The organism is Streptomyces sp. NPDC088194 (assembly GCF_040702025.1).
Classification (GTDB): Bacteria; Actinomycetota; Actinomycetes; order Streptomycetales; family Streptomycetaceae; genus Actinacidiphila.
Map to the genome: position 1 here is coordinate 74,212 of NZ_JBFBIV010000027.1, position 24,968 is coordinate 99,179.

Genomic DNA, 24,968 nt, shown 5'->3' on the forward strand with positions numbered 1-24,968 from the left:
CGGGTGGAGAGAACGGCTCGGGCTACGTCCGCGCCTGTGCCACCGCGGCACGGTGGCGGGCCTGGCGCCGGGCCTGCCACAGGCAGGACGCCACGACCACGACCGGCCACACCGCCTGCACCGAGGTCACGACGCGCTCGGCGACACCCGCCGCGCCGTCGCTCTCCACCTCGAACAGGAACCAGGCCGCCCCCACCCACATCAGCGCGCTGACCACCACCGACGGCACGAACCGCAGACCCCATGGCGCGCGCCGGCCGCGGCGGGTGGCGAAGACCGGCCACAGCGCCAGAAGGGTGAATCCGACGCCGACCACGGCACCGTGCGACATCGAGCCGCCGGTGCGCGGCGCGGGGAACACCGTCAGCAGGATCGCCGCCACCCCGCCGCCGGCCAGACAGAGCCGTCCGGAGAGTTTGGCGGCGCGCAACCCCCACGCGGTCGCCATGTAGCAGGTTCCGACGGCGATCAGCGTGCCGGTCAGCACCAGGTATCCGCGATGGTTACCGGCGGCGAGCACGCTGATCGTCTGCGTGACAGGGTTGTATCCCGGCTCTTCCAGGAGCGTGGCCGTGGTGAATCCCACGACCAGCAGAACAGGGGCACAGCTCGACGAGATCAGCGCCCACCAAGCCACAAGTCGCATTAGTCCATGATAAAACCGTCACATCGCACGCGCGCATCCTGCGAGTTCCTCGCGGTGCCGGATCGAACGTTTCCAGCCGCGCCGCACGCGCGTTCGCCGCGCATGTGGCGAGCGGCCCCGCGCCCTCCTGACGTGGCACCGTCCGCCCTCCCGACGTGCGGCATGCACGTTCCGCGAACGCGGCCCCCCTCCGTCCTCCCGGCGCGCGCCCGTCCGTCCTCCCGGCGCGCACCCGGCGCTCCCCCGTATACGGACCGACCCTCCGCCGCGGGGCGAAAAGCCGCGCATGCACGGCCTTTCCGGGACATCCGGCGGCGGTCGTCGTGACGATCTCGAAGAGTTTCTGGTGAAGCGTCAGTCGGCCGCATATTCTCCGGGTGCCACTGGCGGCCGGGAGAGGCCGCCACGTTCGTCACGGGAGACTGCATGGCCGTCCACGAGCACGAGGTCGATCGGCGCACGCTGTTCAAGGTCGGCCTGGGAGGGGCCGTGGCCGCCGTCGTCGGCACCGAACTGGCCTTCCCCGGCGCCGCGCACGCCGCGGGCGCCGCGCCCGAGACGCCCTCGGCGGAGTTCCCCTGGATCATCGACTGCGACACCTGGGGCGCCCGCCCGCCGTCGAGCCCGATCCAGATCACCGGCAACGCCACCAACAAGATCATCCTGCACCACATGGCGTTCCCGAACGTGACCGACTACTCGCGTGACCACGCGATCCAGTTGGCCAAGGACTGCCAGAACCTGCACATGGACACCAACGGCTGGGCGGACACCGGCCAGCACTTCACCGTCAGCCGCGGCGGATACGTGCTGGAGGGCCGGCACCAGAGCCTCTCGACGCTGGAGACCGGCGAGCACCAGGTGATCGCCGCGCACTGCCCGGGCGAGAACGGCAACGCGATCGGCATCGAGAACGAGGGCACGTACATCACCGAGACCCCGCCCGAGGCGCTGCTGGACTCGCTGGTGGAGCTGTGCGTCGCGGTGTGCCGGCAGTTCGGCCTGAACGCCTGGGACATCTTCGGGCACTGGGACTTCTACACCACGGACTGCCCCGGCATCGCGTTCTACGCGCAGTTCCCGATGGTCCGCAGGCGCGTCCTGGAGGCGATGCACACCCCGCACGCGCAGATCCCGGCCCGCCGCTGGCCGGACATCTGGCGGTTCGTCGACGGACCGGTGGTCGAGGTCGCGCAGTACCTCCTCGACAACGCCGGCTACGCCCTGGCCACCGACGGCAACTTCGGCCTCGACATGAACGACGCGGTCGCGGACTTCCAGACCACGCACGGCATACCGGTCACCGCGGACTGCACCTTCGACGCCACCACCTGGGAGGCACTCGCCCCTCGCCTCGACAAGCACGCCACCGGACTCCCCGTCAGCGCGCTCCAGTTGATGCTGAGCCGCAAGGGCTACGGCGACGTCACCGTCAGCGGCGCCTACGACCACGCGACGATGAAGGCCGTGCAGGGCATGCAGCGCCTGCACGGCCTCACCCCCGACGGCAAGGTGGACCTGAGCACGTGGTGCGCCGTCGTCGGCGGCTCGGTGCGCGAGGCGTTCGACTGCTAACGCCCGGCTGACCGGCCGGCCATGGCGCCCGCACCGGCCCCCGCGCCCGCGCCCGCACCGGCCCCCGCGCCCGCACCCGCGCCTGCCCCCGTACCCGCGCCCGCTGCCGCTCCCGGCAGCGGCGCGGGGCGGAAGAGGCCGCCGCGGGCACTGTTCGCGGCGGTCCGGGCGGCGACGGTGAGCCAGGCGGCGACGAGGAGGACGTAGAGCGCGACCGCCGCCGTCTTCAGGGGCGTCGAACCGAGGTGGACGGCGAGCGCGCTGGTGCCGGTGACGCAGGTGCCGACCGGGAAGGTGAAGCTCCACCAGGTCAGCGAGAAGGGCAGGCCGGTGCGGAAGGTGCGCACCGTGACGCTCGCGGCCAGCGCGAGCCACATCATGGCGAAGCCCCAGGTGGGGACGCCGTAGAGGAAGCCGAACGCCTCCGCCGCGCCGGCGTACGGGCGGGGCAGGGCGAGGTGCGCGACGTTGCCGAGCAGGTTGGCGGCGGTGACGGACTGGCCGAGCGGGCCGAGCACGATCCACAGGGTGGGGACCATGGCGGCCGGGCCGACCGAGTGGTGGACCAGCCGCCCCCAGATCTGGGTGATGATCACCACGCTCGCGAAGAGGCTGATGCCGAACATCGCGTAACAGCCCAGCAGCAGCGTCAACCGGCCCTGGCCGGGCGCGAGGTGGGGGACGAGCGCCGCGCCGGTGGCGGCCGAGACCATGGGCGGCACCACCGGCATCAGCCAGCCGCCGAACGCGGAGTCGGCGGACGCCTTGCCGCCGGTCATCACCCGGTACGGAATCCACACCGCGGTGACCAGCCCGAGCGCGGTGCCCGCGGACCACAGCACGACGTCGACGACGACGGCCGTGTGCAGCCCGATCCAGTCCTGCCCGAGGGAGAGCGTGCCCGCGCCCACGGTGAGCAGCGCCATCGGCGGGGCGCCCCAGAAGTACGCCATCACCGGGTGGTAGGCGTGCCCCCTGGCCTGCTCGCGGTGCCGGGTCCAGTGCACGGCCCAGGCCGCGGTGAGCGCCACCAGCAGGAACGCGGCGAGCGCCCAGACGACGGTGGCGGCCGTCCGCAGCCCCGGCGCGTGCACCGGCAGCGTCGCCGCCGCGTTCGCGGTGATGCCGGTGCCCATGACCGAGGCGTACCAGTTCGGGCCGAGGTGCCGGAACAGGTCGGACGGGTGGTCGAGTTCGCGCAGCAGGCCCCAGGGAAGGCGGTGCGCCGGCCGGGGTCCGCCGGATCGCGGCGATGCGGCGAGCGAGGTGGTCATGTCCCCACCTTCGGGCCGGGCCGGGACCGCCGGTAGGGAGCAATACGGCATGGCGCCATAGACTCGACTTATGCCTTTGACCAGCCGGGTGAGCGACCTGGGCCCGTTCGACCTGCTGCTGTCCGTGGCGCGCCTGGGCAGCCTGGGCGCCGCGGCGCGCGAGCACGGCATCAGCCAGCCCGCGGCCAGCTCCCGGATCAGGTACCTGGAGCGGCGTACGGGGGTCACGCTGCTGGAGCGCTCGCCGCAGGGCTCGCGGCTGACCGCGCAGGGCTCGCTGGTCGCCGACTGGGCGCGTACGGCGCTCGACGCGGCCGCCGCGCTGGAGGCCGGCCTCACCTCGCTGCACCTCAGCGCCGAGGCGCGGCTGCCGGTGGCCGCGAGCATGACGATCGCCGAGTACCTGCTGCCGCACTGGCTGGTGCGTTTCCACGCGGCGGTCGAGGGCACCGCTGTCGCGCTGACCACCGGGAACTCCGACGAGGTGGCCGCGGCCGTGCTGAGCGGCGCCGCGGTGATCGGGTTCGTGGAGGGCCCGGCGGTTCCGCGCGGGATCACCGCGGACCCGGTCGGGCGGGACGAGCTGACCGTGATCGTGCACCCGGAGCACCCGTGGGCCCGCCGCCGGCCGCCGGCCGCCGTCACCCCGGACGAGCTGGCCGCGACCTCCCTGGTCAGCCGCGAGCACGGTTCCGGAACCCGGCTCTACCTGGAGCGCGCGCTGCGGGCCAGGACCTCCCGCCCGCTGGCCGCGCCGGTCATCGAGGTCTCGTCCACCACCGCGATCAAGACGGCGGTGGCCGAGGGGGTGGCGCCGGCCGTGCTCAGCTCGCTCGCGGTCGAGCGGGACCTCGCGGCCGGCACCGTCGTCGCGGTTCCGGTCGACGGGCTCGACCTGACCCGCACGCTGCGGGTGGTGCACCGCACCGGCCAGGAGTTCTCCGGCGCCGCCCGCGAACTCGCCGCCATCGCCCGCCGCTGGGCGCCCCCGGCGCCGCGCTGAGGGCTCGGCCGTGCGCGCGGTTCGGCCGCGTCGAGGGCTCGGCCGTGCACACGGTTCGGCCGCGTCGAGGGCTCAGTCGTGCGCGCCCGCGACCGAGGGGAGGCCGTCGGCGACGGTTCCCCCTTCGGAGGTCCACACCGCCTCCATGTCCTGGTCGGTGGACGCGGCGGCGTCCGGGCCTTCCGTCCCGTGGCCCTCCTCTGCCATCAACTGGCTCGCCGTCATGGGCCGTTGCGGGTCGGAGGTGGCCGCCATCAGCCGGTCGGCCGTGTCGGGGTCGGTCTCCGGGGGGATCACCAGGAGGTCCCAGCGGCCCACCTGGTAGGAGAGCAACATCACGCTGTGCGGGTCCTGTTGCTCCGCGAACCAGCCGACCTTCACCACGTGCCCCGGCACCGGGACCTTGTGCGGGACGACCGGCCAGTAGGTCGGGTTGACGGTGACCCGGGTGATCCGGTCCCATCGCGCGTCGAGGGCCTCGATCAGCCCGGGGAGTTCCGCGGTCAGGTCGCGGGAGTACGGCCACCAGGCGCCGTCGAGCAGGGCGCGGGCGGAGCCGGGCCGGGCCAGTGCCAGGCGCAGCGCGGGACCCGCGGACCGCTCGGCGGTCGGCCGGTCGGAGGCCGGGCCGGAAGCGGCCGGGTCGGGAGTCGTCGTGCCGTCGTGGGAGTTCCGCATGGTCGGAGTGAGCGTGTGCATGGCGCGAACCTTGGTCCGGGACGGTGCTGGACCGGTCCCGGCGTCGTCGATCGCCGAAAACGACACAAGCGTGGTCGCCCGTGCGCGAAATACCCTCGGTGGCTCAACCCTACTCTTCGGCCGGTCCGGGAGCCGGTGCCGTCACGCAGCCGCTGTCATGCAGCCGGCCGTCACGCAGCCGCCGTCATACGGCCGCCGTCACGCGGCGCGCGCGGCCGGTCCGGGCACGGGGACCGCGGCGGGCTCGTCGAGAAGGAGGGCGGCCGACCCGGTCAGCGCGAACACCCGCGCCACCGCGGGCGCCGGGTGGTGCAAGCGCAGCACCCCGCCTGCCTCGGTGGTGCGCAGCGCGACGGCCAGGAAGGCGTTGATGCCGCTGCAGTCGCAGAAGCTGACGGCGGTGAGGTCGACGTCGATGGTGCGTATGCCGTCGAGCAGGCACCGTCCCAGGGTTTCGCGTATCAGCGGTGCCGAGTCGAGGTCCACCTCGCCGGTGAGCGTGATCATCGCGCGGTTCTCCGTGTCGTGGCGGTGGGCGTGGAGCGCGTGCGGCAGGGACATGATGTGCCTCGGTTCACGGGACCGCCCCGGGCTGTCCGGGTGCGGTCGTACGTCGGCAGGCGGCGGAGGGGCGAGGTGCCGTTCCGGCGGCTCGTGGGCGACGGACGTCGGGTCGGCGGGGAAGCGCGGGTTCCTCGGAAGGGTGTGGCGCCGGCGGACCGGAGGACCGGTGCGCGTCGACGGGCATCCGTACGCGGAACACGTACGGGAGGGCGTTCGCCGCCGGGCTCCAGGACGCCGTAGAAGCAGCATAGCCCGTGTGGCGCAAGCCGGCGTGGTGGCGTCCGGCGGGCGCCGGCGGCCTACGGCGGGCGTTCGCGGTGCGCGACAGGCGTCGGCGGCGCATGGCGTGCGGCGTATGGCGGGCCCGGCGCACGGCCCGTGCCGTCAGTCCAACGTCGCCAGGTGGTCGGCCGTCCCGCCGCGCCACTCGATGAGCAGGATCGTCGCGTCGTCGGTGGTGACTCCGCCGCGGGCCTGCTTGAGCGTGTGCGAGAGGTCCTGCACCATCGGCCGGACCCGGTGGTGCCGCAGGCTCACCTCGGAGATCACCGAGGTGAGCTGGTCGAGTCCGAACTCCTTCCCGCCCGAGCGGTGTTCCTCGACGAGACCGTCGGTGAAGCACAGCACGCGGTCGCCCTTGCGCAGCGTCTGCTCGCTGACCACGGGTTCCTGGCCGCCGAAGCCCACCGGGAGCGTGGTGGTGCCGTGCAACTGCCGGATGTCGTCGTGGCCGCGGATCAGCAGCGGCCACGGATGGCCGGCGTTGACCCACCGCAGCCGTCCGGTCCTGACGTCGAGCTGCATCATCTGGGCCGTGACGAACTGCTCGGGCCCGAACTGCGCGGCGATCACCTCGTCCATGTAGGCGTAGATCCCGGACAGGCCGACGCCGCTCCGGCGGGAGTGCCGGTAGGCGCCGATCGCGGCGGTGGCCATCACGGCGGCGCTCAGTCCGTGCCCCATCGCGTCGATCATGGCGACGTGCAGGACGTCCTCGTTGAGGGCGTAGTCGAAGCTGTCGCCCGCGACGTCGTAGGCGGGTTCGAGGATGCCCGCCAGCTCGACCTGGGGCACCGCCATGCGCAGCGGCGGCAGCAGGGACCACTGGATCTCGGCGGCCACGCTCATCGGGGCCCGGCGCCGGGTCAGGGTGAAGACGTCGGTGTAGCTGTCCTTGGTCACCACCATGTCGGCGACCAGGCCCGCCAGCCGGCGCAGCAGCCGGCGGTCGTCGTCGTCCACGACGTCCAGGGTCACGGCCATGACGCCCACCTGGTCGCTGCCGTCCAGCAGCGGCAGGAACATCCGTGTCCCGCCGTCCTGTTCGACCTCGATCGTCTTCGCCTCCAGGAAGGCCGTGCCCGCGTGCGACCCGGACACCGGCTGGGGCTCCTCGACGAAGAGCCGCCGGCCGCGCAGCGGCATGAGCATCAACTGCTCGTAGTCCTGGAGCAGGACCGACACGTCGCGCCCGCCGATGCGGGTGACCTCCTCCGCGACGAGCGGGGCGATCAGCTCGGGCGGCATCTCGTGCGCCCGGTCCAGCAGGAGGCCCAGCAGGCGCTCTCCGAAACCCTCGGACCGATCGACCGTCATACCGCGGGGCTGCCGCCGGTGTTCTTCCACACCCCTGCATAGCATGGGAAAAGGCGCCAACGCGGTGAAGCGCACCGATTCACGGCGATACGGGCGCCGGGCCGGCCGCGCCGCCGGGCGGGCGAAGGTCAGCGCAGCGTCTCCGCGGTGCCGGTCTCGGCGTCGACGGCCACCCGCAGCGGCAACGACCTCCGGTTCCAGGCGTCGCTGGCGGGCGCGCGGAAGGTGAAGACGAGCGACGGCCGGGACCCGGTCGCGGTCTGTACGTCCTGCACGGCGGGTCCGGTGACGGTCCACCCCGCGTTCTTCGAGCCGCCCTCGGTGAAGTGCGCAACGGCTGTACGGCGTGCCTCGTCGGTTTCCATGCTCGCCATGGTCGCACCTGCGGGCCCCGGCGGACGGCCCTGTACGTTGGGTCGCGGACGGTGGCGGGCGGAGCGACGGAGGCGGAATGCGGCAGGGGCGAGTACCGCAGGGGCCGGTGCGGGGGCGCGGCCGGGACGTCAGGGTGTCCGTACGCCCGCGCGTCGCGGCCGACCTCGAAGGCTGCGCGAGGGTGCTCGCGGCGGTGCACCGGCAGGACGGCTACCCGGTGAACTGGCCCGCCGAACCCGCGGGTTGGCTGTCGCCGTCCACGCTGCTCGCCGCCTGGGTGGCCGAACTGGACGGCGCCGTCGCCGGCCACGTGGTGCTCTCCCGCAGCGGCCCGGACGACCTCGCGCCGGCGCTGTGGGCGGCGGAGGCGGGCGCGGAGGCGGGGCAGGCCGCCGTCGTCAACCGGCTCTTCGTGGCACCGGCCGCGCGTGGCCACCGGATCGGCGCGCGCCTGATGGCCGAGGCGACCCGGGCGGCCCACGACCTCGGCCTGCACCCGGTGCTCGACGTCGTGGCCACCGACACGGCCGCCGCCGCCCTCTACGAACGGCTCGGCTGGCGCCTGCTGGCCACCACCGAGCAGCGCTGGAGCCCCGAACAGACCGTGTCCGTACGGTCGTACGCGGCTCCCGCCGTGCCTCCGCCCGACTGACCGGGGCCGCCCCGGCCGGAGCCGCCGCGCCGCTACTTCAGGCCGGTGGTCGCGACCCCCTGCACGATCTGCCGCTGGAAGACCAGGAAGACGGCGATCAGCGGGAGGAAGCCGAGCACGGAGGACGCCATCACCTCGGCGTACTGGATGTTGCTCGGGTTGACCAGCGATGCCAGACCGACCGGCACCGTCTGGGACTTGGTCTGGCTGAGCACCAGCAGCGGCCAGAGGAAGGCGTTCCAGGAGCTGATGAAGGTGAGGATGGCGACGGTGGCGACCGCCGGGCGGGAGATCGGCAGGCAGACCGACCGGTAGATCCGCCACCAGCTCGCCCCGTCCAGCCGGGCGGCCTCGATCAGCGGCGTCGGGATGCCCTGGAAGAAGGAGTGGAAGACGAAGACCGAGACCGGGGCGGCGACCGACGGGAGCACCAACGCCCAGTAGGTGCCCAGCAGATGGAGCGAGCGGTACTCGATGAACTGCGGCAGCACCAGCCCCTCGGTGGGCAGCATCAGCCCGGCGACCACCAGCGCCATCACCACGTTGCGCCCGGGGAACTTCAGCAGCGCCAGCGCGAAGCCGGCCATCGAGCAGAACGTCACGGTGAACAGCACCGCGAGCGCGGCGATCACCAGGCTGTTGAGATACCAGTAGCCGAGCGGGTAGTTGTCCCACGCGTAGGAGTAGGCGTGGAAGGACCAGCCGCCCGCGAACGGCGAGGTGGGCTTGGCGGTGATCGACCCGTCCGAGCGCAGCGAGGTGATCAGCGCCCACACCAGCGGCACCAGCCAGATCAGCGCGAACAGCGTCACGCACACCGCGCACAGCCGGTTGAAGAGCTTCGCTCCGTTGGAGCGGTCCGCGATCGCCGCCGGCGCCGGGGTGCGGCGCCGCCCCACGGGGGCAAGGGTGGTCATGAGGTCCTCCGTTCGGCCCGCGGTGCCGGCCGTTCGGCGGCCCGTTCGGCGACGGTCGTACGGCGGTGGCGCAGCCCGTACCAGACCGCCGAGATCGCGACGATGATGACGAAATAGACCATGGTGGCGGCGGCGCCGTAGCCGCCGCGGTACGACGTGAACCCGGTGTCGTAGATGTACTCGATGACCGGCCGGGTGGACTGGTTCGGGCCGCCGCCCAGCAGCAGGTAGATCTGGTCGAACACCTTGAGCGAGGCCAGGATCTGCAGGATGAGCACCAGGCTGGTGGTGCGGCCGAGCAGCGGCACGGTCAGGAAGCGGATCTGCTGCCACGGGCTCGCGCCGTCGATGGCGGCGGCCTCGTACACCTCGGGCGGCACGTCCTGGATGGCCGCGGTGTAGAGGACGAAGTTGAAGCCGAAGGTCCACCACAGGGTCATCAGCACCACGGCGGTCCAGCCGCCCGAGGTGGAGCCGATGAAGTCCGGCGAGGTCAGCCCGACCGCGCTGAAGAGCTTGGGGACCAGCCCGACCTGCGGGGTGTACATCCACAGGAAGACCAGCACGACCACCGACGACGGCACGACGTAGGGCGCGAAGAACGCCAGCCGGTAGAAGACGGTGCCGCGCCTGATCCGGGAGGCGAGGACGGCGAAGGCGAGGGCGAGCACCACCAGCAGCGGCGTGGTCAGCAAGGTGAACAGCACCGAGTGCCACATCGCCGACCAGAAGAGCGAATCCTCCAGCACGGCACGGTAGTTGGCCAGGCCCACCCAGCCGCCTAGGCCGCTCTTGACGGTCGTGGTGTTGAAGAAGCTCACCACGACGCCGACCAGCAGCGGGCCGATCATGAACAGCAGGTAGATGATCAGGAAGGGGGAGCTGAGCAGCAGCCCGGCCCGCCGGTCGGAACGCGGCGCGCGCTCCCGGTCCGTGCGCAGCGTGACGCGGCTGGTGGGCCGCTCGGCGGGCCGCTCAGAGGCGATGGTCGTCATGGTGGCGGCCTCCTATCCGATGGTGACCGGCGGTCGGGCGGTGGTGTAGCGCTTCAGGTCCGAACGCAGCCGGGAGACACCCGACTTGGGGCTGAGCCGCCCGGCGATGACCTCGATGACGGTCGATCCCACCGTGGTCTGGAAGTCCGAGCCGGCGCCGGTGTACCAGGCGACCGGGTCGTACACCGCGTTGAACGCGGCCTGCACGTAGTTGCGTTGCGGGGTCTGGTCGAGGAAGGCCGTGCTGCGCTGGGTGGACAGCCAGGCCGGCACATGGCCGCCGTGCGCCCAGATCGCGCTGTTGTCGAGCAGGCTCTTGATGAACAGCGCCGCGTGCGCGGTGCGCGCCGAGGACCGCTTGCCGCTGCGCGGGATCACCAGCGAGTGCGAGTCGGCGTAGGCGACCGGCTTGGGGCCGAGCAGCGCGGGGAAGGGCACCACGTTGAAGTGGAAGTCCTTGACCCCGCGGTAGGTGGGGATCTGCCACTCGCCGTCGAAGAGGAAGCCCGCCTTGCCGGTGGAGAACAGGGCGTTCACCCCGGAGCCGGTCAGGCTCTTGGGCATCAGGCCGCCCGCGGTCAGGCTCTGCATGAACGCGAACGTCGACCGCGCCGCGTCGTCGTCCACGTCGACCTTGGTGCCCGCGTCCGTGACGACCGGACCGGCGATGCCGGAGTAGATCATGCTGAAGTAGCGCCAGCAGGTGGACGGGTCGGCGGTGGTCGACATCACCGCGCCGTACTGCGCGCCGGCGTCCTTCATCGCCCGGAGCGCGTCGGTGAACGCGGCCCCGTCCTTCATCGGCTTCAGGCCGTCGCCGGCCGCGTCGAGCAGCCCGGCCTTGCGCGCCAGGTCGCTGTTGTAGAAGAGCACGAACGGGTGGGTGTCCAGCGGCACCGCGTAGACGGTGCCGTCCACGGTGGCCTTCTTCCACGCGGCGGGCGTGAACTTGTCCGCGGTGATGCCGAGTTCGCCGACGCCCGCGTCCTGCACCGGTTCCAGCAGCCCGGCCGCGGCCAGCAGCGGCAGCCGGGACAGGTGCGCGATGCCGACGTCGGGCGGGGTGCCGCTCGCCGTCGCCAGCGCCAGCTTCGTGTAGTACGGGTTCCCCCACCCCAGGATGGTCGCCTCGACCGACAGCCCCGGGTGGGCCTTGCGGAACGCGTTCTCCATCAGCACCATGTTGGCACCGTCACCACCGGTGAACAGGTTCCAGAAGATGACGTCCGCGGTGTCCGGCTGCGTGCCGGCCAGACCCGTGGCCAACGGGGAAGAGCACGCCGCGAGTCCTCCGGACAGGGCCAGCCCTCCACCGAGCGCCAGGAACCGGCGGCGCCCCAACGCTCCGCTCATGGGCGTATTCACCTCGTTAATTCGATGTGAACTCGATGCCGGAGACCTTGGCATAGGATTTGCAACGTTGCAATAGATCGGCGGTAAGTCCCTTCGAGGGCGAGGCGGGACATACCCGGAGGTCGGTGACGTACGGCAGGCCCGCGCCGCCGCGCGTCCGGTCCGGGACGGGCGCGGGAACGGTGGACCGGTGCACACCGGGCCGGCGCGGAGGCCGGGTACGGGCGCGCGCGGGGGCGGGGCGGGGGAGGGGCGGGCGCCGCCGCCGCGGGGTGCCGCTCCGGGGCCGGGGCCGCGCCGGTTCGCTTCCGGCGCGCGCTACTTCGCGGTCGGCGGGCGCTGCGAGGACTCGCGGACCACGAGTCGGAACGGGGTCGCCTCCGAGGCGCCCGCCCAGTGCTGGGCGCCCTCCGAGGTGTCCTCCCGGGCGCCCTCCCGGTCGCCGGGGTCCCCGCCGTCCGCCGCGTCGTCGCAGGTCACACCGGTGGTGTCGGTGCCGGTGTCGGTGCGGGTGCGGGTGCCGGTGTCGGTGTCGCCCGGCCGGCCGGCGCCTCGGGTCTGCGCGTCCAGCAGGCTGAGCGCGCGTTCGGCGATCACGTCCAGGTCGGGTGCGATCGAGGTGAGCGGGGGGTGCGTGTACGCGCACTCGGGGATGTCGTCCACGCCCACCACCGCGACCTCGTCCGGTACACGCACCCCCGAGGCGTCGAGCGCGCGCAACGCGCCCACCGCGAGCGCGTCGTTGAAGGCGAAGATCGCGTCGGGCAGCGGCCCGCTGCCCTCCAGCAGCCGCCGGACGGTCGCGTAGCCGTGCGCCCTGGTCCAGTCCGCGACCGGCTCGACCAGCCAGTTCACCCGCCGCACGCCGGCCGCGGAGAGCGCCTGCTGGTAGCCCTCGGCGCGCTGCCGGCCGTTCTCGCTGCCGTTCAGGCCGAGCGCGACGATCCGCCGGCAGCCCTGCGCGAGCAGGTGCTCCACGGCGGTGCGGGCGGCCGCCACGTTGTCGATGCCGACCCGCGGCAGGTGGTCGCCGACATTGTGCTCACCCAGCATGACCAGCGGAAAGTCCGGTCCGGTGGGCGGGACGTCGGCGGCCGGCACGGTGAGCGCGCTGAACAGCACGCCGTCGGCGACGTTGGTCAGGCCGCCCGCCAGGATGCGCCGCTCGACCTCGCGGTCGCCCCCGGTCGACTCCACGAGCACGGTGATCCCGCGCCGGGCCGCGGCCTGGATGACGGCCTGCGCGAGCGCGGCGAAGTACGGCTCCACCACGAACGGCACGGCCAGCGCGACGAACCCGGTGCGGCCCGAACGCAGACCGCGCGCGAGGTAGTCCATCTTGTAGCCCAGCTCGTCCAGCGAGCGCTGCACCCGGGCCCGGGTCGCCTCGCTGACGTGCGTGTATCCGCTGACCACGTTGGACACGGTCCGCACCGACACACCGGCGTGCTCGGCGACGTCGCGCATCCTCACTCTGGCCACCGGGCGTTCCCCTCTGGTCGGAACGGTCGGGTCCGCTCGGGATGCTGCCTCTTGCATCGATGCAAATTATCGCCCAAGCTGGACGCCGACCTTGATCACACGAATCTTACGACCCCAGGTCGTGACGACGCCCGTTGCCGGGCAGGCAGAAGGAGGAGCCGTGAGGGCGAGCGAGCAGGACGGGTCGTATCCGCGGCCGATGCTCTGCCGGGAGCAGTGGAGCAGTCTGGACGGCGAGTGGGACTTCGGGTACGACGACGCGGGGGTCGGCGAGCGCGAGTCCTGGTTCGCGGCCGGCGATCCGGCCGAGGGCGGTCCGGCCGAGGGCGGTCCGGCCGAGGGCGGTCCGGCGGCGGGCGGTCCGGGCGCCGGCGCCGACCCGTTCGACCGGCGGATCACCGTGCCGTTCCCGCCGGAGGCGCCGGCCTCCGGTGTCGGCGAGACCGGGCGGCACCCGGTCGTCTGGTACCGGCGCCGCGTCCCGCACGCGGTCCTCGTGCCGGACGGCCCGGCCGAAGGCGCCGCGGACCGGCGGGCGTTGATCCACTTCGGCGCCGTGGACCACCGCGCGCGGGTGTGGCTCGACGGGCGGCTGGTGGCCGAACACGTCGGCGGGCAGGCGCCGTTCACCGCCGACGTGACCGACGCGCTGCGGCCCGGCGCCGCCGAGCACGTCCTGGTGGTCCGGGCCGAGGACGACCCGGTCGAGCTCGCGCAGCCGCGCGGCAAGCAGGACTGGCAGGAGCGGCCGCACGCGGTCTGGTACGAGCGGACCACCGGCATCTGGCAGAGCGTGTGGACCGAGTCGGTGCCCGCGCGGCACATCGCCGAGCTGGCGTGGACCACCGACCCCGCGCGCGGCGTGACCGCCGAAGTGACCCTCGCCCGCCCGCCGGCCACCCCGCTCGCCGTGGACGTGGTGATCCGCCGCGGCGACCAGGTGCTCGCCGAGACCTCGGCCGTGCTCCGGGGCCGCCGGGCCCGGATCGACGTGGAGATTCCCGCGCTGCGCAACGGCATCGACCGGGAGCAGCTGGTGTGGCGCCCGGAGCACCCGGTGCTGCTGGACGCCCGGGTCACCGTGCGCGATCCGGACGAGGCCGGGACCGGGACCGGGACCGGGGCGGGCGCCTCGGCCGGGGCCGTCGTGGACCAGGTGGACAGCTACGTCGGGGTGCGCTCCGTCGGCGTCGGGCGCGGCGCCTTCCTCCTCAACGGCCACCCCTACTACGTGCGTTCGGTGCTCAACCAGGGCTACCGCCCGCGCACCCTGCTGGCCAACGCCGGCACCGGGGAACTGCGCCGCGAGGTCGAGCTGACCAAGGCGATGGGCTTCAACGCCACCCGGATACACCAGAAGGCCGAGGACCCGCGGTTCCTGTTCTGGGCCGACCGGCTCGGCCTGCTGGTGTGGGGCGAGACCGCCGCGACGTACGACTTCTGCGGCGAGGCCGTCGAGACGCTGACCCGGGAGTGGCTGGACCTGGTCCACCGCGACCGCAGCCACCCGAGCGTGGTCACCTGGGTCCCGATCAACGAGAGCTGGGGCATCACCGACCTGGCCCGCGATCCCGCGCAGCGCCACTTCTCGGTCGCGCTCGCCAACCTCACCCGCGCCCTCGACCCGACCCGGCCGGTCGTCTCCAACGAGGGCTGGGAGCACGCCGACAGCGACATCCTCGGCGTGCACGACTACACCGCGGACCCGGCCCGGCTGACCGCGCGCTACGGCGACGCCGCCGCCTTCGACGCGGTGCTGGCCGGCCCGGGCCCGTCCGGCCGAGCCCTCTCGCTCACCGCGGCGCAGGCCGAACGGTTCGCCGCGGGCGACGCCCCGCTGATGGTCACCGAGTTCGGCGGGCTGTCGCTGCGCGCCGACGAGGGCGACTTCGCGTACACGTACACCAGCTCCGACACCCAGTACGCGGCGCTGCTGCGGGAGATGTTCGGCGCGCTTCTGCGCAGCCCGCTCGTCGCGGGCTTCTGCTACACGCAGTTCATGGACACCGCCCAGGAGACCAACGGGCTGCTCTTCGACGACGGCACCCCGAAGCTGCCGCTGGAGTCCATCAGCGAGATCGTCACCGGGACGAAGGGGGGCGGCTCCGCGCCGGGCGACTCCGAGTGACGGCCGGCGTCGCCCCGCCCCCGGTCGTGCCGGGGCCGGGGCGACGCCATGCCCGCGACGGCCGGGTCCGCCTGGGGCGCGTCCGCGCGGGGTTCCGCGCGCGGCGGCTCCGCCGGGGTCAGGCCCGCGGGGGCAGCGTGTAGAAGGGGACTTCCTGGTACGCGGCGAGGTTCGGGTCGTCCGCGGAGACCCGACTCGGGGCGGCCGGGCAGAGCAGCCGTACGCCCTGGGCGCGTTCCTGCCGGGCGACCCACCGGGCCTGGCTCAGCATGCCCGCGCCGACACCGCTGAGCACGAGCCCCGCGGGGATGCCGGTGGTGTACGCGATGAGCAGCCCGACGCCGATCGACACGATCACCGTGGAGGTCATCGGGCGGGTGACGCGTTCGAAGGTCTCCTCCGGCGCGGTCACCACGGACTCGTCGGGCGCCGGTACCGCCGCCTCCAGCCGGGTCCGGTACCAGGCGCGCCGCGGCCCGGCGGACCACGCGCAGGGTATGGCGAACAGCAGCGCCCCGATCACGGCCACCACCGCGCCGCTCAGCCCCTTGGTGTGCCCGAGCAGCACGGGCAGCGCCCCGGCCGCACCGGTCAGCACCGCGAGCGAGCCCAGGGCCCGGGCCGATCCGACGACGCCGACCAGGTCAGGTTTGCTGCTCACGCGCACTCTCCTCCGTCCGACTGTTCGATTCCCCGAAGGATCGTAACCGGACAGCGCCGCCGGACGCGGAGAGCCGAGCGTGCGGGGCTCGGTACCGAGGCCGCCGGGAGCGGGCGTCGGAGCTGCCGGGGGCGGGCGTCGGAGCCGAGGGGGAGCGGGCGTCGGAGCTGGTGGGAGGGGCGTCAGGGCCGGCGGGAGCGGGCGAAGGCGGTCACGAAGCGGCGTTGCCACGGCGTCTCGACGGCCCGGCGGGAGTAGTGCGCGCGGACGTAGCCGACGGCTTCGTCGCCGGGGACGCCGTCGAGCGCCGCGAGGCAGGCCAGCGCGGTGCCGGTGCGCCCGAACCCGCCCCCGCAGGCGATCTCCACGCGGGCGTCCTCCGCCCGCCGCCACAGCTCGGCCAGTGCCTCGGCGAACGCCGTACGGTCCGACGGCAGCCGGAAGTCCGGCCAGCGCACCCACCGCGCCTCCCACTCCACCGGCGGCGGCCGGCGCCCGAGCAGATGGACGGCGAAGTCCGGCGGCGGCCCCTCGGGCAGCGCGTTGCGCAGCCCCCGGCCGCGCACCAGCCGCCCGGACGGCAGCCTCAGCACGCCGGTGGCCGCCGGCTCCCATGTACCGCTCATGTGCCGAGGGTAGCCGCCGCGGCCCCGGCCCAAGACGGTCTCCGAACAGTTCGGTGACCGATGTATGCTCGGCCGTATGACGACGCGTGCGGGGACCCGGCCGGCGGACGGGCGTACGCGCTGGCCGGCGCTGCTGCTGCACGAGCGGGCCCGGCCGGACGCGGTGCGCGGCCGCCCGTACGCATGGCGGCTGGCCGTCGCGACCGTCTGCTTCGGCGCGTTCATGGGGCAGCTCGACGCGAGCATCGTGACGCTCACCTACGGCGGGCTGCGGCAGCGGTTCGACGCCTCGCCGGCCGCCGTGGAGTGGGTGTCCCTGGCCTATCTACTGGTGCTGATCGCCCTGCTGGTGCCGGCCGGACGGCTGTCGGACGCGCACGGGCGCAAGCTGCTCTACCTCTACGGGTTCGCCGTGTTCACGGCGGCCTCGGCGGTGTGCGGGCTGGCCCCGTCGCTGCTGATGCTGGTGGTGTTCCGCGGTGTGCAGGCGGTGGGTGCCGCACTGATGCAGGCCAACAGCGTGGCGCTGGTGACCACGAGCGCGCCGCGCGAGCGGATGCGGGCCGCGCTGGGCGTGCAGGCGGCGGCCCAGGCGCTGGGCCTGGCGCTGGGGCCCACGGTCGGCGGCGTGCTGGTCTCGACGCTGGGCTGGCGCTGGGTGTTCGGGGTGAACGTCCCGATCGGCGTGCTCGCCCTGGTCGCCGGGCACTACCTGCTGCCGCGGACCAGGGAGCGGCGCGGCAGCGGCGGTTTCGACTGGCCCGGGCTCGCGCTGCTCGCCGCCGCGACGGGCGGCGGCCTGCTGGGGGTGTCGGCGGCCTCGGGCCTGCCGGTGCCGGGCTGGGCGGTCGTGGCGCTGTTCGCGGTGGCGGCAGCGGCGGGCTGGGGATTCGTGGTGCGGCAGGGCCGGGCGCGTACCCCGCTGCTCGACCTCGCGCTGGTCCGCGGCCGTACGGTCTCCCTCGGGCTGGTCGGCGCGCTCAGCGGGTATCTGGTGCTCTTCGGGCCCCTGGTGCTGGTGCCCGTCGTGCTCGCCGGGTCCGGCTCGTCCGAGCTGATCACCGGGCTGGTGCTCACCGCGCTCCCGGCCGGGTTCGCGGCTGCCGCGACCGGCGGCGACCGGGTCCTGCCGCGCGGGCTGTCCGACCGCGGCCGGTGCGTGCTGGGCGCGGGCGTGCTGACCGCCGCGACGGCCGCGCTGCTGGTGGTGCCGCTGACCGCGGGCCTGCTGGCCGTGGTGCTCGCCGTCGTCGGCCTGGGTCTGGGCACCTTCACCCCGGCGAACAACGCGATGATCATGGCGGCCATCCCGCGCCGGTCCTCCGGCACCGGCGGCGGCCTGGTCAACATGGCGCGCGGGCTGGGCACCGCACTCGGCGTCGCCCTGGTCACCCTCGCGCTGCACCTCGGCGAGCGGTACGGCCCCGCGGGCGGCGCCCTCGCCGGCGGTACGGGCGCGGCGCGCTGGGCGGCGGCGGTCCTGGTGGCGGCCGCGGCGGTGGCGGTGGCCGCCGCGTGGTTCGGCCCGCGGGCGCCGGGCCGGCGCCCGGACGGAAACGGAAACGAGGCCGGGGATGCGGACGGGGCGCGCGGCGGTTCCGCTTGCGCGGGGAGGGCGCCGGGCGAGGGCGCGCCGCGGCGCTGAGGAGCGGCGGGCGGCGGTTCCGGCCAGGGCGTGCGGGTGCGGCGCGCCGGGCGCCGTACCCGGGTGTGCCGATGGCGTGCTTCCTTCCGGGCACGGCGATCCGAACCACCGGCCCGCGCCGTAGGCTTGGGCCATGTCGTCGCAGCCGACCCCCGAACTCGCCGCGTCCGGTGACGCCTCGGACGCCCGCCGGCTCACCGAGGCCGTGACGCGGCTGCGCCGCGCCCTGCGGGCGTCGATCCGCACCGACTACCCGTGGGAGACCCTGCCGATGGCGCAGGTCGAACTCCTCCAGGTGCTGGCCGAGCGCTCGCCGGCCCGGGTCAGCGAGCTGGCCACCCGGCAGCGACTGGCGAACAGCACGGTCAGCGGCCTGGTCGGCCAGATGATCACGTCCGGCCTGGTCACCCGGGACGTCGACCCCGGCGAGCGGCGCGCCGCCGCCGTCGCGCTCACCGACGCCGGCCGCGAGCAGCTCGCCGCGTGGACCCGGGCCCACGAGCGGCGGCTCGACAGCGCGCTCGGCGCCCTCGACGACGCGGACCGCGACGCCGTACGCGCCGCGCTCCCCGCCCTGTTCCGCCTGGTCGACCACCTCAACGACGACCCGTCCTGAAGGGCGGCGGAGCGCCGAACGCCCAGGTCAGCTCCGTAGGACGATCTGCCAGACGATGGCCAGCCGGGGCGCCTCCAGCACCACCCAGTGGAAGGCCATCCCGGGCAGCAGCTCCGCGCGCCGCCCCACCCCGTCGGGCGTGCCCGCGCCCTGGGCGGAGGCGTCCGCCAGCCGGTCCAGCGCCTCGTGGATCTCGCGCTGCCGATCGGCGTCGTAGGTGCTCAGCTCCATCGAGACCTCGGCCGTGGTCGTCACCCTCAAGCCGCTCACGCGTCCACCTCTTCGTCCTGGTTCCGGGTTCCGCTTCGGCCGCGGCGGCCGGGCGGGCTGCTGCGGAACCGTCTGCCCTTGATCGCCCGCCGCAGCCGTACGTCTCCGCGCGTCCTCGTGCGCTCCTCGTCCCGGCGATCCCTTCCCCCATCCCGCGCACTCGTCCCGAGCACCCCTCCCGCGCACACCTCCCACCCCGCTTGCCGTTCCGGCAACGAAGCTTGGCGTTACGGCAGAGGGCGACCCATGCTCGGCGGTGCACCGGAAGCGGTGCTCGCGACAGGGAGAGGAGCCGTCCGGATGGGCGAGGTGGCATCGGCGGAGGAGTACTGGGACGAGCGGTACGGCGGCACGGAACGGATCTGGAGCGGCCGGCCCAACGTGGCGCTGGTCCGCGAGGTGACCGGACTGGCGCCGGGTACGGCGCTCGACCTGGGGTGCGGGGAGGGCGGGGACGCGATCTGGCTGGCCGGGCAGGGCTGGCGGGTGGTCGGGACGGACGTCTCCCGGCGGGCGCTGGAGCGCGCGGCCGGCCACGCCGAGCAGGCCGGGGTGGCCGACCGGGTGGAGTGGCGCCGGCACGACCTGGCCGTGGACTTCCCGGCCGGCCGCTTCGACCTGGTGTCCGCGCACTTCCTGCACTCACCGGTCGAGATGCCGCGCGAGGAGATCCTCCGGTCGGCGGCGGCCGCGGTGGCCCCCGGCGGGGTGCTGCTGGTCGTCGGGCACGCGGGCTGGCCCGCGGGGGACGAACCCCCGGACCTCGACGTGCACTTCCCCACCCCGGAGGAGGTCCACGCGAGCCTGGAGCTGCCGCCCGGCGGGTGGGAACTCCTGGTCGCCACCGAGTACGAGCGCGAGTTCACCGACCCCGAGGGCCGTACCCGGATGCGCCGCGACAACACGCTGAAGCTCCGCCGCGCGGCCGCGCTCACCTCCTCCTGAGGCCGGCGCCGGCGATCCGCGGGGGCGCCCGAGCCCGTCCCCGGCGGCCCCGTGGAGGTCAGGACGACCGGTGCGGCGACAGCCGGTACAGGGCGGCGGCCCCGCCGTCGAGGGTGAGGGAGAGGTCCGCCGGGCGGCTCGCCCGCGGATAGGTCGCGGTGGACGGGTCGAAGCGGGAGACCGCCTCCACCGTCGACGCGTTCAGGCCGATCCGTACGGTGGCCGACGAGTCCGGGTCGCGGTTGACGACGAGCAGGTGGCGGGTGCCGTCGTCGGTGGCGCCCTTGAAGACGCCGAGGATCGCCGGGTCGCCGGTGGCGCTCGTGAGGTGCGCGCCGGGCGCGAACGGCGTGGTGCCGGTCGGCGCCGGTGCGTCGTTGAGGTGCTGCACGGACTCCGAGACCAGCGGCTTGAGCTGGCGGCCGACGGGTCGCAGCCAGCCCGCGTTGAGCTTGGTGGCGGCGTCGTAGAGCGGGGTGCGCTCGCCGTCGGCGGTGATCAGGGCCTGGGTGTAGCCCTCGCCGCGGGCCGGGTCGGGGGTCCAGTAGGTGAAGTACTGGATGCCCTTGCAGCCGTACGCCAGGCTCACGTTCACCTGCCAGGACATCTGCGCGGCCGTCGGCGTGACATGACCGTTGAAGCCGGCGGACTGGATGTACGTCCAGGCCGGGACGCCCGCCGCCATCGCGGCCTTGCGGACGATCGCCCAGGTCTCGAAGTAGTCCGTGTCCAGGCCCTCGGTGAGGAACGGGTAGCGGTCGAAGGAGATCAGCGCGGGCTTGACCGTGTCGAGGTAGCTCTGCACGAAGCGGGTGTAGTGCGCGCCGTTGCCGCGGTTGATGTTGGCGTACGGCAGCAGGCCGGGGGTGGCCGTGCGGACGATGCCGGTCAGCGCGCCGACGGTGGGGAAGCGGTCGGTGCCGGGCTCGTCGTAGAGGCTGAGTCCGGCGAACGACGGGTGGCGCGCGTAGCTGCCGGTGGCCGACCGTATCCACTCGGTGGCGTCGGCGGTGGTGATCGAGGTCGGCACGCTGCGGTCGTCCGTGACGGTCATGTGCTGCGCGACCACGCTCACCCGCGGGTCCCCGGCGACCAGCACCTTCAGGCCCACCTGGTCGGCCATGCCCAGCGCCTGGTTCGCGCTGGCCTCGTCGAGCTGGTAGTTGCCGGTGATCAGGAAGGTGAAGCCCGCGTCGGTGATCTCCCGGTAGCGGGCGAGGGTGGTCTGGTACGGGTGCGGCGGCCAGTACAGGCCGATCGGGAAGTCCGGCCCGCCGGTGAGCGGCAGGTCGGCGGCGGGCGCGGGCGCCGCGCTGTCCGACGTGTTGGTCGCCGCGACCACCCGTCCCACCGTGGCGGCGCCGGCGGCGAGCACCCCGGCCCCCATGCCGGCCGCCTGAAGCAGCGCCCGGCGGTTCAGGCCGCGCGACGCACCGGGCCCCGAGGGCGCCGGAATTCTCCGTTCCGACACGGTCGCTCCCTCCGGGGCCCTCGTCGGGGGCCCGTTTCGTACCTTCTGGCCTCCAGGCAAAGTACGACACTAGGGGCACGTCTCCCTATAGCCGGTCGAAACTCCCCGCCTCCCCGCGGTGAAGACCGGGTGCCGCCCGGGGCGCGCAAATCCCGGGCCCCGCCTGCCGATCCGGCCCCCGATCGCCGCCGGGCGCCCGGGGCCCACGTGAGCGATCCCACACCACCGCGGGCCCGCCCCGCGGCGGCGGCTCCGGCGGGGCGCCGCGTGGGCGCAGAGTGAGGGGTCGGGCGCTGTCGGTGAAGGGGTCCGGTGGTTCAGGGGAATGATGCCCAGGGCGTCAGTCGTCGATGCCGGAGCGCTCGACACCCGCCACGATGTGCCGCTGGAGCAGCAGGAAGACCAGCAGCAGCGGCAGGATCGACACCGCCGACGCGGCGAACAGCTCGTGGATGTTGACCACTTGGGCGGTGGTCAGGGTGGACAGCGCGACCTGGACGGTCCACGTCGACTGGTCCTGCCCGATCACCAGCGGCCACAGGAAGGAGTTCCAGGCGCCGATGAAGACGATCGTGGCGACCGCCGCGAAGACCGGCCGCGAGTTGGGCACCACGATCCGCCAGTACGTCCGCCAGTAGCCCAGCCCGTCCACCTTCGCGGCGTCCTCCAACTCGCCGGGGAAGCCGAGGAAGTACTGCCGGAAGACGAAGCAGGCGAACGCGGAGAAGAGCGTCGGGATGATCAGGCCGCGCAGCGTGGAGATCCAGCCGAGCGAGGAGACCAGCACGAAGCTCGGCAGGAAGGTGACGGCCGCCGGCACCATCATGGTGCCGAGGATCGCGTAGAAGACCTGGTCGGCGTACCGGTAGGGGATACGGGCCAGGCCGTAGCCGGCCAGCGACGCCAGCAGCACCGTGCCGAGGGTGGTGGTGACCGCGATCAGCGCCGAGGTGAGCAGCGCGTGGGCCATCGGCAGCGCCGGGTCGTCGAACACCTCGGTGACGTTGGACCAGTGCAGGTGGGCCGGGAAGAAGGTCCACTCCGGCGAGGTGATGTCCTGCTCGGTGGACAGCCCGTTGCGCACCAGCAGGTAGAAGGGGATCAGGAAGAGCAGCGCGAGCACCACCAGCAGCACCACGCGTATCGCGCGCCCGAGGGCGAGCAGGGCCTTGTCCACGTCAGTCCTCCCTCCTGCCCAGCCCGAACCAGCGCGCCTGGCCGACGGTGACCACCGCGATGATCAGCGCGAGGATCACCGCGCCCGCGCTGCCCTCGCCGAGGTTCTGCCCCTGCCCGAGCGCGAGGTAGTAGAGGTAGACCAGCGGCGGCCGGGCGTAGGGCGGGTAGCCGCGGGAGTCGCTGAGCAGGTTGTAGAACTCGTCGAACGCCTGGAACGCGTTGATGACCAGCAGCAGCGCCACCGCCACGGAGGTGGCCCGCAGTTGCGGGAAGGTGATGTGCCGGAAGACCTGCCAGCCGGGCCGCGCGCCGTCCACGGCGGCCGCCTCGTACAGCGGCGCCGGGATGCGTTGCAGGCCGGCCAGGAAGAGCACCATGTAGAAGCCGGCCTGCAGCCACAGCCGCACGGTCACGATCACCAGCCAGTACCACGGCGGGTGGGTGGTGGACAGCCACGCGACCTGGTCGGCGCCGAACCAGCCGAGCACGGTGTTGGCCAGGCCGAACCGCACCCCGTTGAAGATCGACATCTTCCAGATCAGCGCGGCCACCACGTAGGAGCAGGCGGTCGGCAGGAAGAACACCGAGCGGAAGAACGCCCGGGCGTACCGCAGCCGGTTGACCATCAGCGCCAAACCCAGCGACAGCGCGAAGGTGGCGGGCACGATCAGCAGCGCGAACAGCCCGAACGTGCCCAGGCTGTCGGTGAACGCCCGGTCGCGGAGCATCGACGCGTAGTTGTCCAGGCCCACGAAGTGGTGCGGGGAGACCGTGTTGTGCGCGTCGAAGAAGCTCAGGTACACGCTCCACAGCAGCGGAACGTAGGTGAACAGCGCCAGCCCGGCGGCGAACGGTCCGACGAACGCCCAGAACCACAGCGTGCGGTGCCTCACGGCTTCTTCCGCACCCGCTGGAGCTCCGCGGCGGTCGTGCGGACCACCGCCTTCAGCTCCGAGCCGGGGTCCGCGCCGTCCTTGATGATGCGGCTCAGCGCGTCCTGGTACGAGGTCTGGCTGGCCGGGGTCCACAACAGCGGCTGGGCGTAGCCATGGTCCGTGGTGTACGACACGGCGTCGGCCGCCGCGCCCTGGCGCAGCTTGGCCGCCTTCCTCGCCAGCGAGATCCGGGCCGGGATGTGGAAGCCGTAGGAGAGCGCGAAGTCCTCCTGGTAGTCGGTGCGGTCGACCCACAGCCACTTCACGTACGCCTTGGCCTCGGCCTGGTGCTTGCCGCGCGCGTTGACGGCCGAGCCGTACGCGCCGACCGGCACCGTGGGCTTGCCGGCCGCGCCGTCCGCGGGGAACGGCAGCACCCCGAAGTCGTCACCGAGCGCCTTCTGGACCGCGGGCAGCGCCCACAGCCCGGACCACTGCATCGCGGTGAGCCCCTGGACGAAGGCCGACGGGTCGGACCAGTCGGCCGGCGCGCCCAGCAGCAGCGACTTGTCGGCGTACAGGTGGTGGAACTTGCCGAGGGTGCGGGCGGCGGCCGGGTCGTCGAAGCCGACCTGGCCGCCCGCGGTGACCAGGCTCAACCCGGCGGCGTACAGCGGGGTGCCGCCCAGCACCCCGGCGCCGCCGTCGTTGCCGAGGAACAGGCCCTTGACCTTCTTCGTGGTCAAGGCGCCGGCCGCGTCGATCAGTTCGTCCAGGCTGGTCGGCGGCTGGACGTGCGCGTCGGCGAGCAGGCTCTTGCGGTAGTAGAGCATCTGCATGTCGATGACCTGGGGGACGCCCCAGATCTTCCCGTCATACGTCTTCGGCGCCAGCACCGCCGGGTTGAAGTCGTCCTTCACCGCGGCCACCAGGTCGGTGAGGTCGGCCACCTGGCCGCCCTGGATCTGGTCCAGCGTCGGGCTGCCCTCGAAGACGTCCGGGCCCGAGGAGGTCAGCAGCGCCGCGGCGGTCTGCTGGTCGTAGTCGCCGGGCCGCCACTGCACCTTCACCTTCGCCGGGTGGTACGCGGCGGCGTACCGGCGGACGGCCTGCTCGGTGCCCGCCTCGCCGTACTGGTGGTACCACTGCTGGAGGGTGACCTCGCCCCCCTTGCCGCCCCCGCCCCCGCCGTCGCCCCGCCCGGTGTCGGACCCGCACGCCGCGGTCAGCGCGCCGGTGAAGGCGAGGCCGCCACCGGCACCGAGCAGTCGTCTGCGGCTGAACGTCATCTCGCGTCTCCCGTCGTCGCCCTGTCCGGCCGACGATCTTCACGCCGACTCAAGGAACAACCATGCAGGCGAATTACGACAGGGATGTTGCGTGAACATGGCGGCATCCCCGGCACCCGGCCGCGGCGCGCG

Annotated in this window: 24 protein-coding genes; 7 read left to right on the plus strand and 17 right to left on the minus strand. The window is 73.5% G+C overall.

The annotated features are described in order from the left end of the window. Positions 1 to 22 precede the first annotated feature (22 nt). Positions 23 to 646, minus strand: a complete 624-nt coding sequence (locus tag AB0399_RS17350) for a DUF998 domain-containing protein (protein WP_329366693.1) — start codon at positions 644 to 646, stop codon at positions 23 to 25. A 426-nt stretch (positions 647 to 1,072) separates the two neighbouring features. On the opposite strand from AB0399_RS17350, the gene AB0399_RS17355 reads away from it, so the two are divergent. Further along, the gene (locus AB0399_RS17355) at positions 1,073 to 2,221 is read left to right on the plus strand and encodes an N-acetylmuramoyl-L-alanine amidase (protein ID WP_329366691.1); all 1,149 of its coding nucleotides are present in this window, start codon (positions 1,073 to 1,075) and stop codon (positions 2,219 to 2,221) included. Here AB0399_RS17355 and AB0399_RS17360 read toward each other — a convergent pair. Then, on the minus strand, positions 2,218 to 3,495 hold the full coding sequence (locus AB0399_RS17360) for a TDT family transporter (protein ID WP_366411878.1): 1,278 nt from the start codon (positions 3,493 to 3,495) through the stop codon (positions 2,218 to 2,220). The two genes, AB0399_RS17355 and AB0399_RS17360, sit on opposite strands and share 4 nt — an antisense overlap. Positions 3,496 to 3,565: 70 nt before the next feature. Here AB0399_RS17360 and AB0399_RS17365 point away from each other — a divergent pair, with 70 nt between their 5' ends. Beyond that, a complete protein-coding gene (locus tag AB0399_RS17365; RefSeq protein WP_329366689.1) occupies positions 3,566 to 4,498 on the plus strand; it encodes a LysR family transcriptional regulator in 933 nt (310 codons plus the stop codon). A 72-nt stretch (positions 4,499 to 4,570) separates the two neighbouring features. Here AB0399_RS17365 and AB0399_RS17370 read toward each other — a convergent pair whose 3' ends face one another. The 4 genes from AB0399_RS17370 to AB0399_RS17385 all read right to left on the minus strand — a co-directional run bounded on the left by AB0399_RS17370 (position 4,571) and on the right by AB0399_RS17385 (position 7,731). Continuing rightward, entirely contained in the window at positions 4,571 to 5,197 is a 627-nt protein-coding gene (locus AB0399_RS17370; protein ID WP_366411879.1) for a DUF5994 family protein, read from the minus strand. Positions 5,198 to 5,395: 198 nt separating this feature from the next. Further along, positions 5,396 to 5,758: an STAS domain-containing protein gene (locus AB0399_RS17375; RefSeq protein WP_329366687.1), complete on the minus strand. Its 363-nt coding sequence runs from the start codon at positions 5,756 to 5,758 to the stop codon at positions 5,396 to 5,398. Between the two features lie 387 nt (positions 5,759 to 6,145). Further along, entirely contained in the window at positions 6,146 to 7,357 is a 1,212-nt protein-coding gene (locus tag AB0399_RS17380) for a PP2C family protein-serine/threonine phosphatase (protein WP_366411880.1), read from the minus strand. 128 nt (positions 7,358 to 7,485) lie between these two features. Beyond that, entirely contained in the window at positions 7,486 to 7,731 is a 246-nt protein-coding gene (locus AB0399_RS17385) for a hypothetical protein (protein WP_329366683.1), read from the minus strand. Positions 7,732 to 7,865: 134 nt separating this feature from the next. Between AB0399_RS17385 and AB0399_RS17390 the strand changes: the two genes are divergently transcribed. Beyond that, positions 7,866 to 8,384 carry a GNAT family N-acetyltransferase gene (locus AB0399_RS17390; RefSeq protein ID WP_366411881.1) on the plus strand — a complete coding sequence of 173 codons (519 nt, stop codon included), beginning with the start codon at positions 7,866 to 7,868 and terminating at the stop codon, positions 8,382 to 8,384. 32 nt (positions 8,385 to 8,416) lie between these two features. Here the strand turns inward: AB0399_RS17390 and AB0399_RS17395 are convergent, their stop codons facing one another. From AB0399_RS17395 to AB0399_RS17410, 4 genes are all read right to left on the minus strand, one after another. Next, positions 8,417 to 9,301 carry a carbohydrate ABC transporter permease gene (locus AB0399_RS17395; RefSeq protein WP_366411882.1) on the minus strand — a complete coding sequence of 295 codons (885 nt, stop codon included), beginning with the start codon at positions 9,299 to 9,301 and terminating at the stop codon, positions 8,417 to 8,419. Then, complete coding sequence (locus AB0399_RS17400) at positions 9,298 to 10,296, minus strand: sugar ABC transporter permease (protein ID WP_328467018.1); 999 nt, start codon at positions 10,294 to 10,296, stop codon at positions 9,298 to 9,300. The genes AB0399_RS17395 and AB0399_RS17400 overlap by 4 nt, the downstream gene beginning before the upstream one ends. 12 nt (positions 10,297 to 10,308) lie before the next feature. Next, positions 10,309 to 11,649: an extracellular solute-binding protein gene (locus AB0399_RS17405; protein WP_366411883.1), complete on the minus strand. Its 1,341-nt coding sequence runs from the start codon at positions 11,647 to 11,649 to the stop codon at positions 10,309 to 10,311. A 318-nt stretch (positions 11,650 to 11,967) separates the two neighbouring features. Further along, positions 11,968 to 13,131 carry a LacI family DNA-binding transcriptional regulator gene (locus AB0399_RS17410; RefSeq protein ID WP_366411884.1) on the minus strand — a complete coding sequence of 388 codons (1,164 nt, stop codon included), beginning with the start codon at positions 13,129 to 13,131 and terminating at the stop codon, positions 11,968 to 11,970. A 160-nt stretch (positions 13,132 to 13,291) separates the two neighbouring features. Here AB0399_RS17410 and AB0399_RS17415 point away from each other — a divergent pair, with 160 nt between their 5' ends. Then, positions 13,292 to 15,259, plus strand: coding sequence for a glycoside hydrolase family 2 TIM barrel-domain containing protein (locus tag AB0399_RS17415; protein ID WP_366411885.1), 1,968 nt, complete (start codon positions 13,292 to 13,294; stop codon positions 15,257 to 15,259). Positions 15,260 to 15,377: 118 nt separating this feature from the next. Here AB0399_RS17415 and AB0399_RS17420 read toward each other — a convergent pair whose 3' ends face one another. Together AB0399_RS17420 and AB0399_RS17425 are read right to left on the minus strand one after the other, a co-directional pair. Continuing rightward, the gene (locus tag AB0399_RS17420) at positions 15,378 to 15,920 is read right to left on the minus strand and encodes a hypothetical protein (RefSeq protein WP_328467026.1); all 543 of its coding nucleotides are present in this window, start codon (positions 15,918 to 15,920) and stop codon (positions 15,378 to 15,380) included. A gap of 182 nt (positions 15,921 to 16,102) precedes the next feature. After that, positions 16,103 to 16,546, minus strand: a complete 444-nt coding sequence (locus AB0399_RS17425; protein ID WP_329366670.1) for a protein-tyrosine phosphatase family protein — start codon at positions 16,544 to 16,546, stop codon at positions 16,103 to 16,105. A gap of 76 nt (positions 16,547 to 16,622) precedes the next feature. Between AB0399_RS17425 and AB0399_RS17430 the strand changes: the two genes are divergently transcribed. Beyond that, positions 16,623 to 18,191, plus strand: coding sequence for an MFS transporter (locus AB0399_RS17430; RefSeq protein WP_366411886.1), 1,569 nt, complete (start codon positions 16,623 to 16,625; stop codon positions 18,189 to 18,191). Positions 18,192 to 18,324: 133 nt separating this feature from the next. After that, positions 18,325 to 18,807 carry a MarR family transcriptional regulator gene (locus AB0399_RS17435; protein ID WP_329366667.1) on the plus strand — a complete coding sequence of 161 codons (483 nt, stop codon included), beginning with the start codon at positions 18,325 to 18,327 and terminating at the stop codon, positions 18,805 to 18,807. Between the two features lie 27 nt (positions 18,808 to 18,834). Here the strand turns inward: AB0399_RS17435 and AB0399_RS17440 are convergent, their stop codons facing one another. After that, positions 18,835 to 19,077 carry a hypothetical protein gene (locus AB0399_RS17440; RefSeq protein WP_329366665.1) on the minus strand — a complete coding sequence of 81 codons (243 nt, stop codon included), beginning with the start codon at positions 19,075 to 19,077 and terminating at the stop codon, positions 18,835 to 18,837. A gap of 300 nt (positions 19,078 to 19,377) precedes the next feature. Between AB0399_RS17440 and AB0399_RS17445 the strand changes: the two genes are divergently transcribed. Then, positions 19,378 to 20,022, plus strand: coding sequence for a methyltransferase domain-containing protein (locus tag AB0399_RS17445; protein WP_366411887.1), 645 nt, complete (start codon positions 19,378 to 19,380; stop codon positions 20,020 to 20,022). A gap of 58 nt (positions 20,023 to 20,080) precedes the next feature. Here the strand turns inward: AB0399_RS17445 and AB0399_RS17450 are convergent, their stop codons facing one another. The 4 genes from AB0399_RS17450 to AB0399_RS17465 form a co-directional block, all read right to left on the minus strand. Next, entirely contained in the window at positions 20,081 to 21,493 is a 1,413-nt protein-coding gene (locus AB0399_RS17450; RefSeq protein ID WP_366411888.1) for a hypothetical protein, read from the minus strand. Positions 21,494 to 21,833: 340 nt separating this feature from the next. Further along, positions 21,834 to 22,670 (minus strand): carbohydrate ABC transporter permease, encoded by an 837-nt coding sequence (locus AB0399_RS17455; protein ID WP_366411889.1) that lies wholly within the window; start codon positions 22,668 to 22,670, stop codon positions 21,834 to 21,836. A gap of 1 nt (position 22,671) precedes the next feature. Further along, entirely contained in the window at positions 22,672 to 23,565 is an 894-nt protein-coding gene (locus AB0399_RS17460) for a sugar ABC transporter permease (RefSeq protein WP_329366659.1), read from the minus strand. Beyond that, the gene (locus AB0399_RS17465; RefSeq protein ID WP_366411890.1) at positions 23,562 to 24,836 is read right to left on the minus strand and encodes an extracellular solute-binding protein; all 1,275 of its coding nucleotides are present in this window, start codon (positions 24,834 to 24,836) and stop codon (positions 23,562 to 23,564) included. The genes AB0399_RS17460 and AB0399_RS17465 overlap by 4 nt, the downstream gene beginning before the upstream one ends. Between the last annotated feature and the right edge of the window lie 132 nt (positions 24,837 to 24,968).

Excerpts from the sequence above, each read along its gene's own strand:
- AB0399_RS17430 (WP_366411886.1), top strand. The coding sequence starts at position 16,623 with ATGACGACGCGTGCGGGGACCCGGCCGGCGGACGGGCGTACGCGCTGG.
- AB0399_RS17375 (WP_329366687.1), bottom strand. The coding sequence starts at position 5,758 with ATGTCCCTGCCGCACGCGCTCCACGCCCACCGCCACGACACGGAGAAC.
- AB0399_RS17355 (WP_329366691.1), top strand. The coding sequence starts at position 1,073 with ATGGCCGTCCACGAGCACGAGGTCGATCGGCGCACGCTGTTCAAGGTC.
- AB0399_RS17400 (WP_328467018.1), bottom strand. The coding sequence starts at position 10,296 with ATGACGACCATCGCCTCTGAGCGGCCCGCCGAGCGGCCCACCAGCCGC.
- AB0399_RS17435 (WP_329366667.1), top strand. The coding sequence starts at position 18,325 with ATGTCGTCGCAGCCGACCCCCGAACTCGCCGCGTCCGGTGACGCCTCG.
- AB0399_RS17425 (WP_329366670.1), bottom strand. The coding sequence starts at position 16,546 with ATGAGCGGTACATGGGAGCCGGCGGCCACCGGCGTGCTGAGGCTGCCG.
- AB0399_RS17385 (WP_329366683.1), bottom strand. The coding sequence starts at position 7,731 with ATGGCGAGCATGGAAACCGACGAGGCACGCCGTACAGCCGTTGCGCAC.
- AB0399_RS17370 (WP_366411879.1), bottom strand. The coding sequence starts at position 5,197 with ATGCACACGCTCACTCCGACCATGCGGAACTCCCACGACGGCACGACG.
- AB0399_RS17445 (WP_366411887.1), top strand. The coding sequence starts at position 19,378 with ATGGGCGAGGTGGCATCGGCGGAGGAGTACTGGGACGAGCGGTACGGC.
- AB0399_RS17395 (WP_366411882.1), bottom strand. The coding sequence starts at position 9,301 with ATGACCACCCTTGCCCCCGTGGGGCGGCGCCGCACCCCGGCGCCGGCG.
- AB0399_RS17365 (WP_329366689.1), top strand. The coding sequence starts at position 3,566 with ATGCCTTTGACCAGCCGGGTGAGCGACCTGGGCCCGTTCGACCTGCTG.
- AB0399_RS17405 (WP_366411883.1), bottom strand. The coding sequence starts at position 11,649 with ATGAGCGGAGCGTTGGGGCGCCGCCGGTTCCTGGCGCTCGGTGGAGGG.
- AB0399_RS17465 (WP_366411890.1), bottom strand. The coding sequence starts at position 24,836 with ATGACGTTCAGCCGCAGACGACTGCTCGGTGCCGGTGGCGGCCTCGCC.
- AB0399_RS17350 (WP_329366693.1), bottom strand. The coding sequence starts at position 646 with ATGCGACTTGTGGCTTGGTGGGCGCTGATCTCGTCGAGCTGTGCCCCT.
- AB0399_RS17360 (WP_366411878.1), bottom strand. The coding sequence starts at position 3,495 with ATGACCACCTCGCTCGCCGCATCGCCGCGATCCGGCGGACCCCGGCCG.
- AB0399_RS17380 (WP_366411880.1), bottom strand. The coding sequence starts at position 7,357 with ATGACGGTCGATCGGTCCGAGGGTTTCGGAGAGCGCCTGCTGGGCCTC.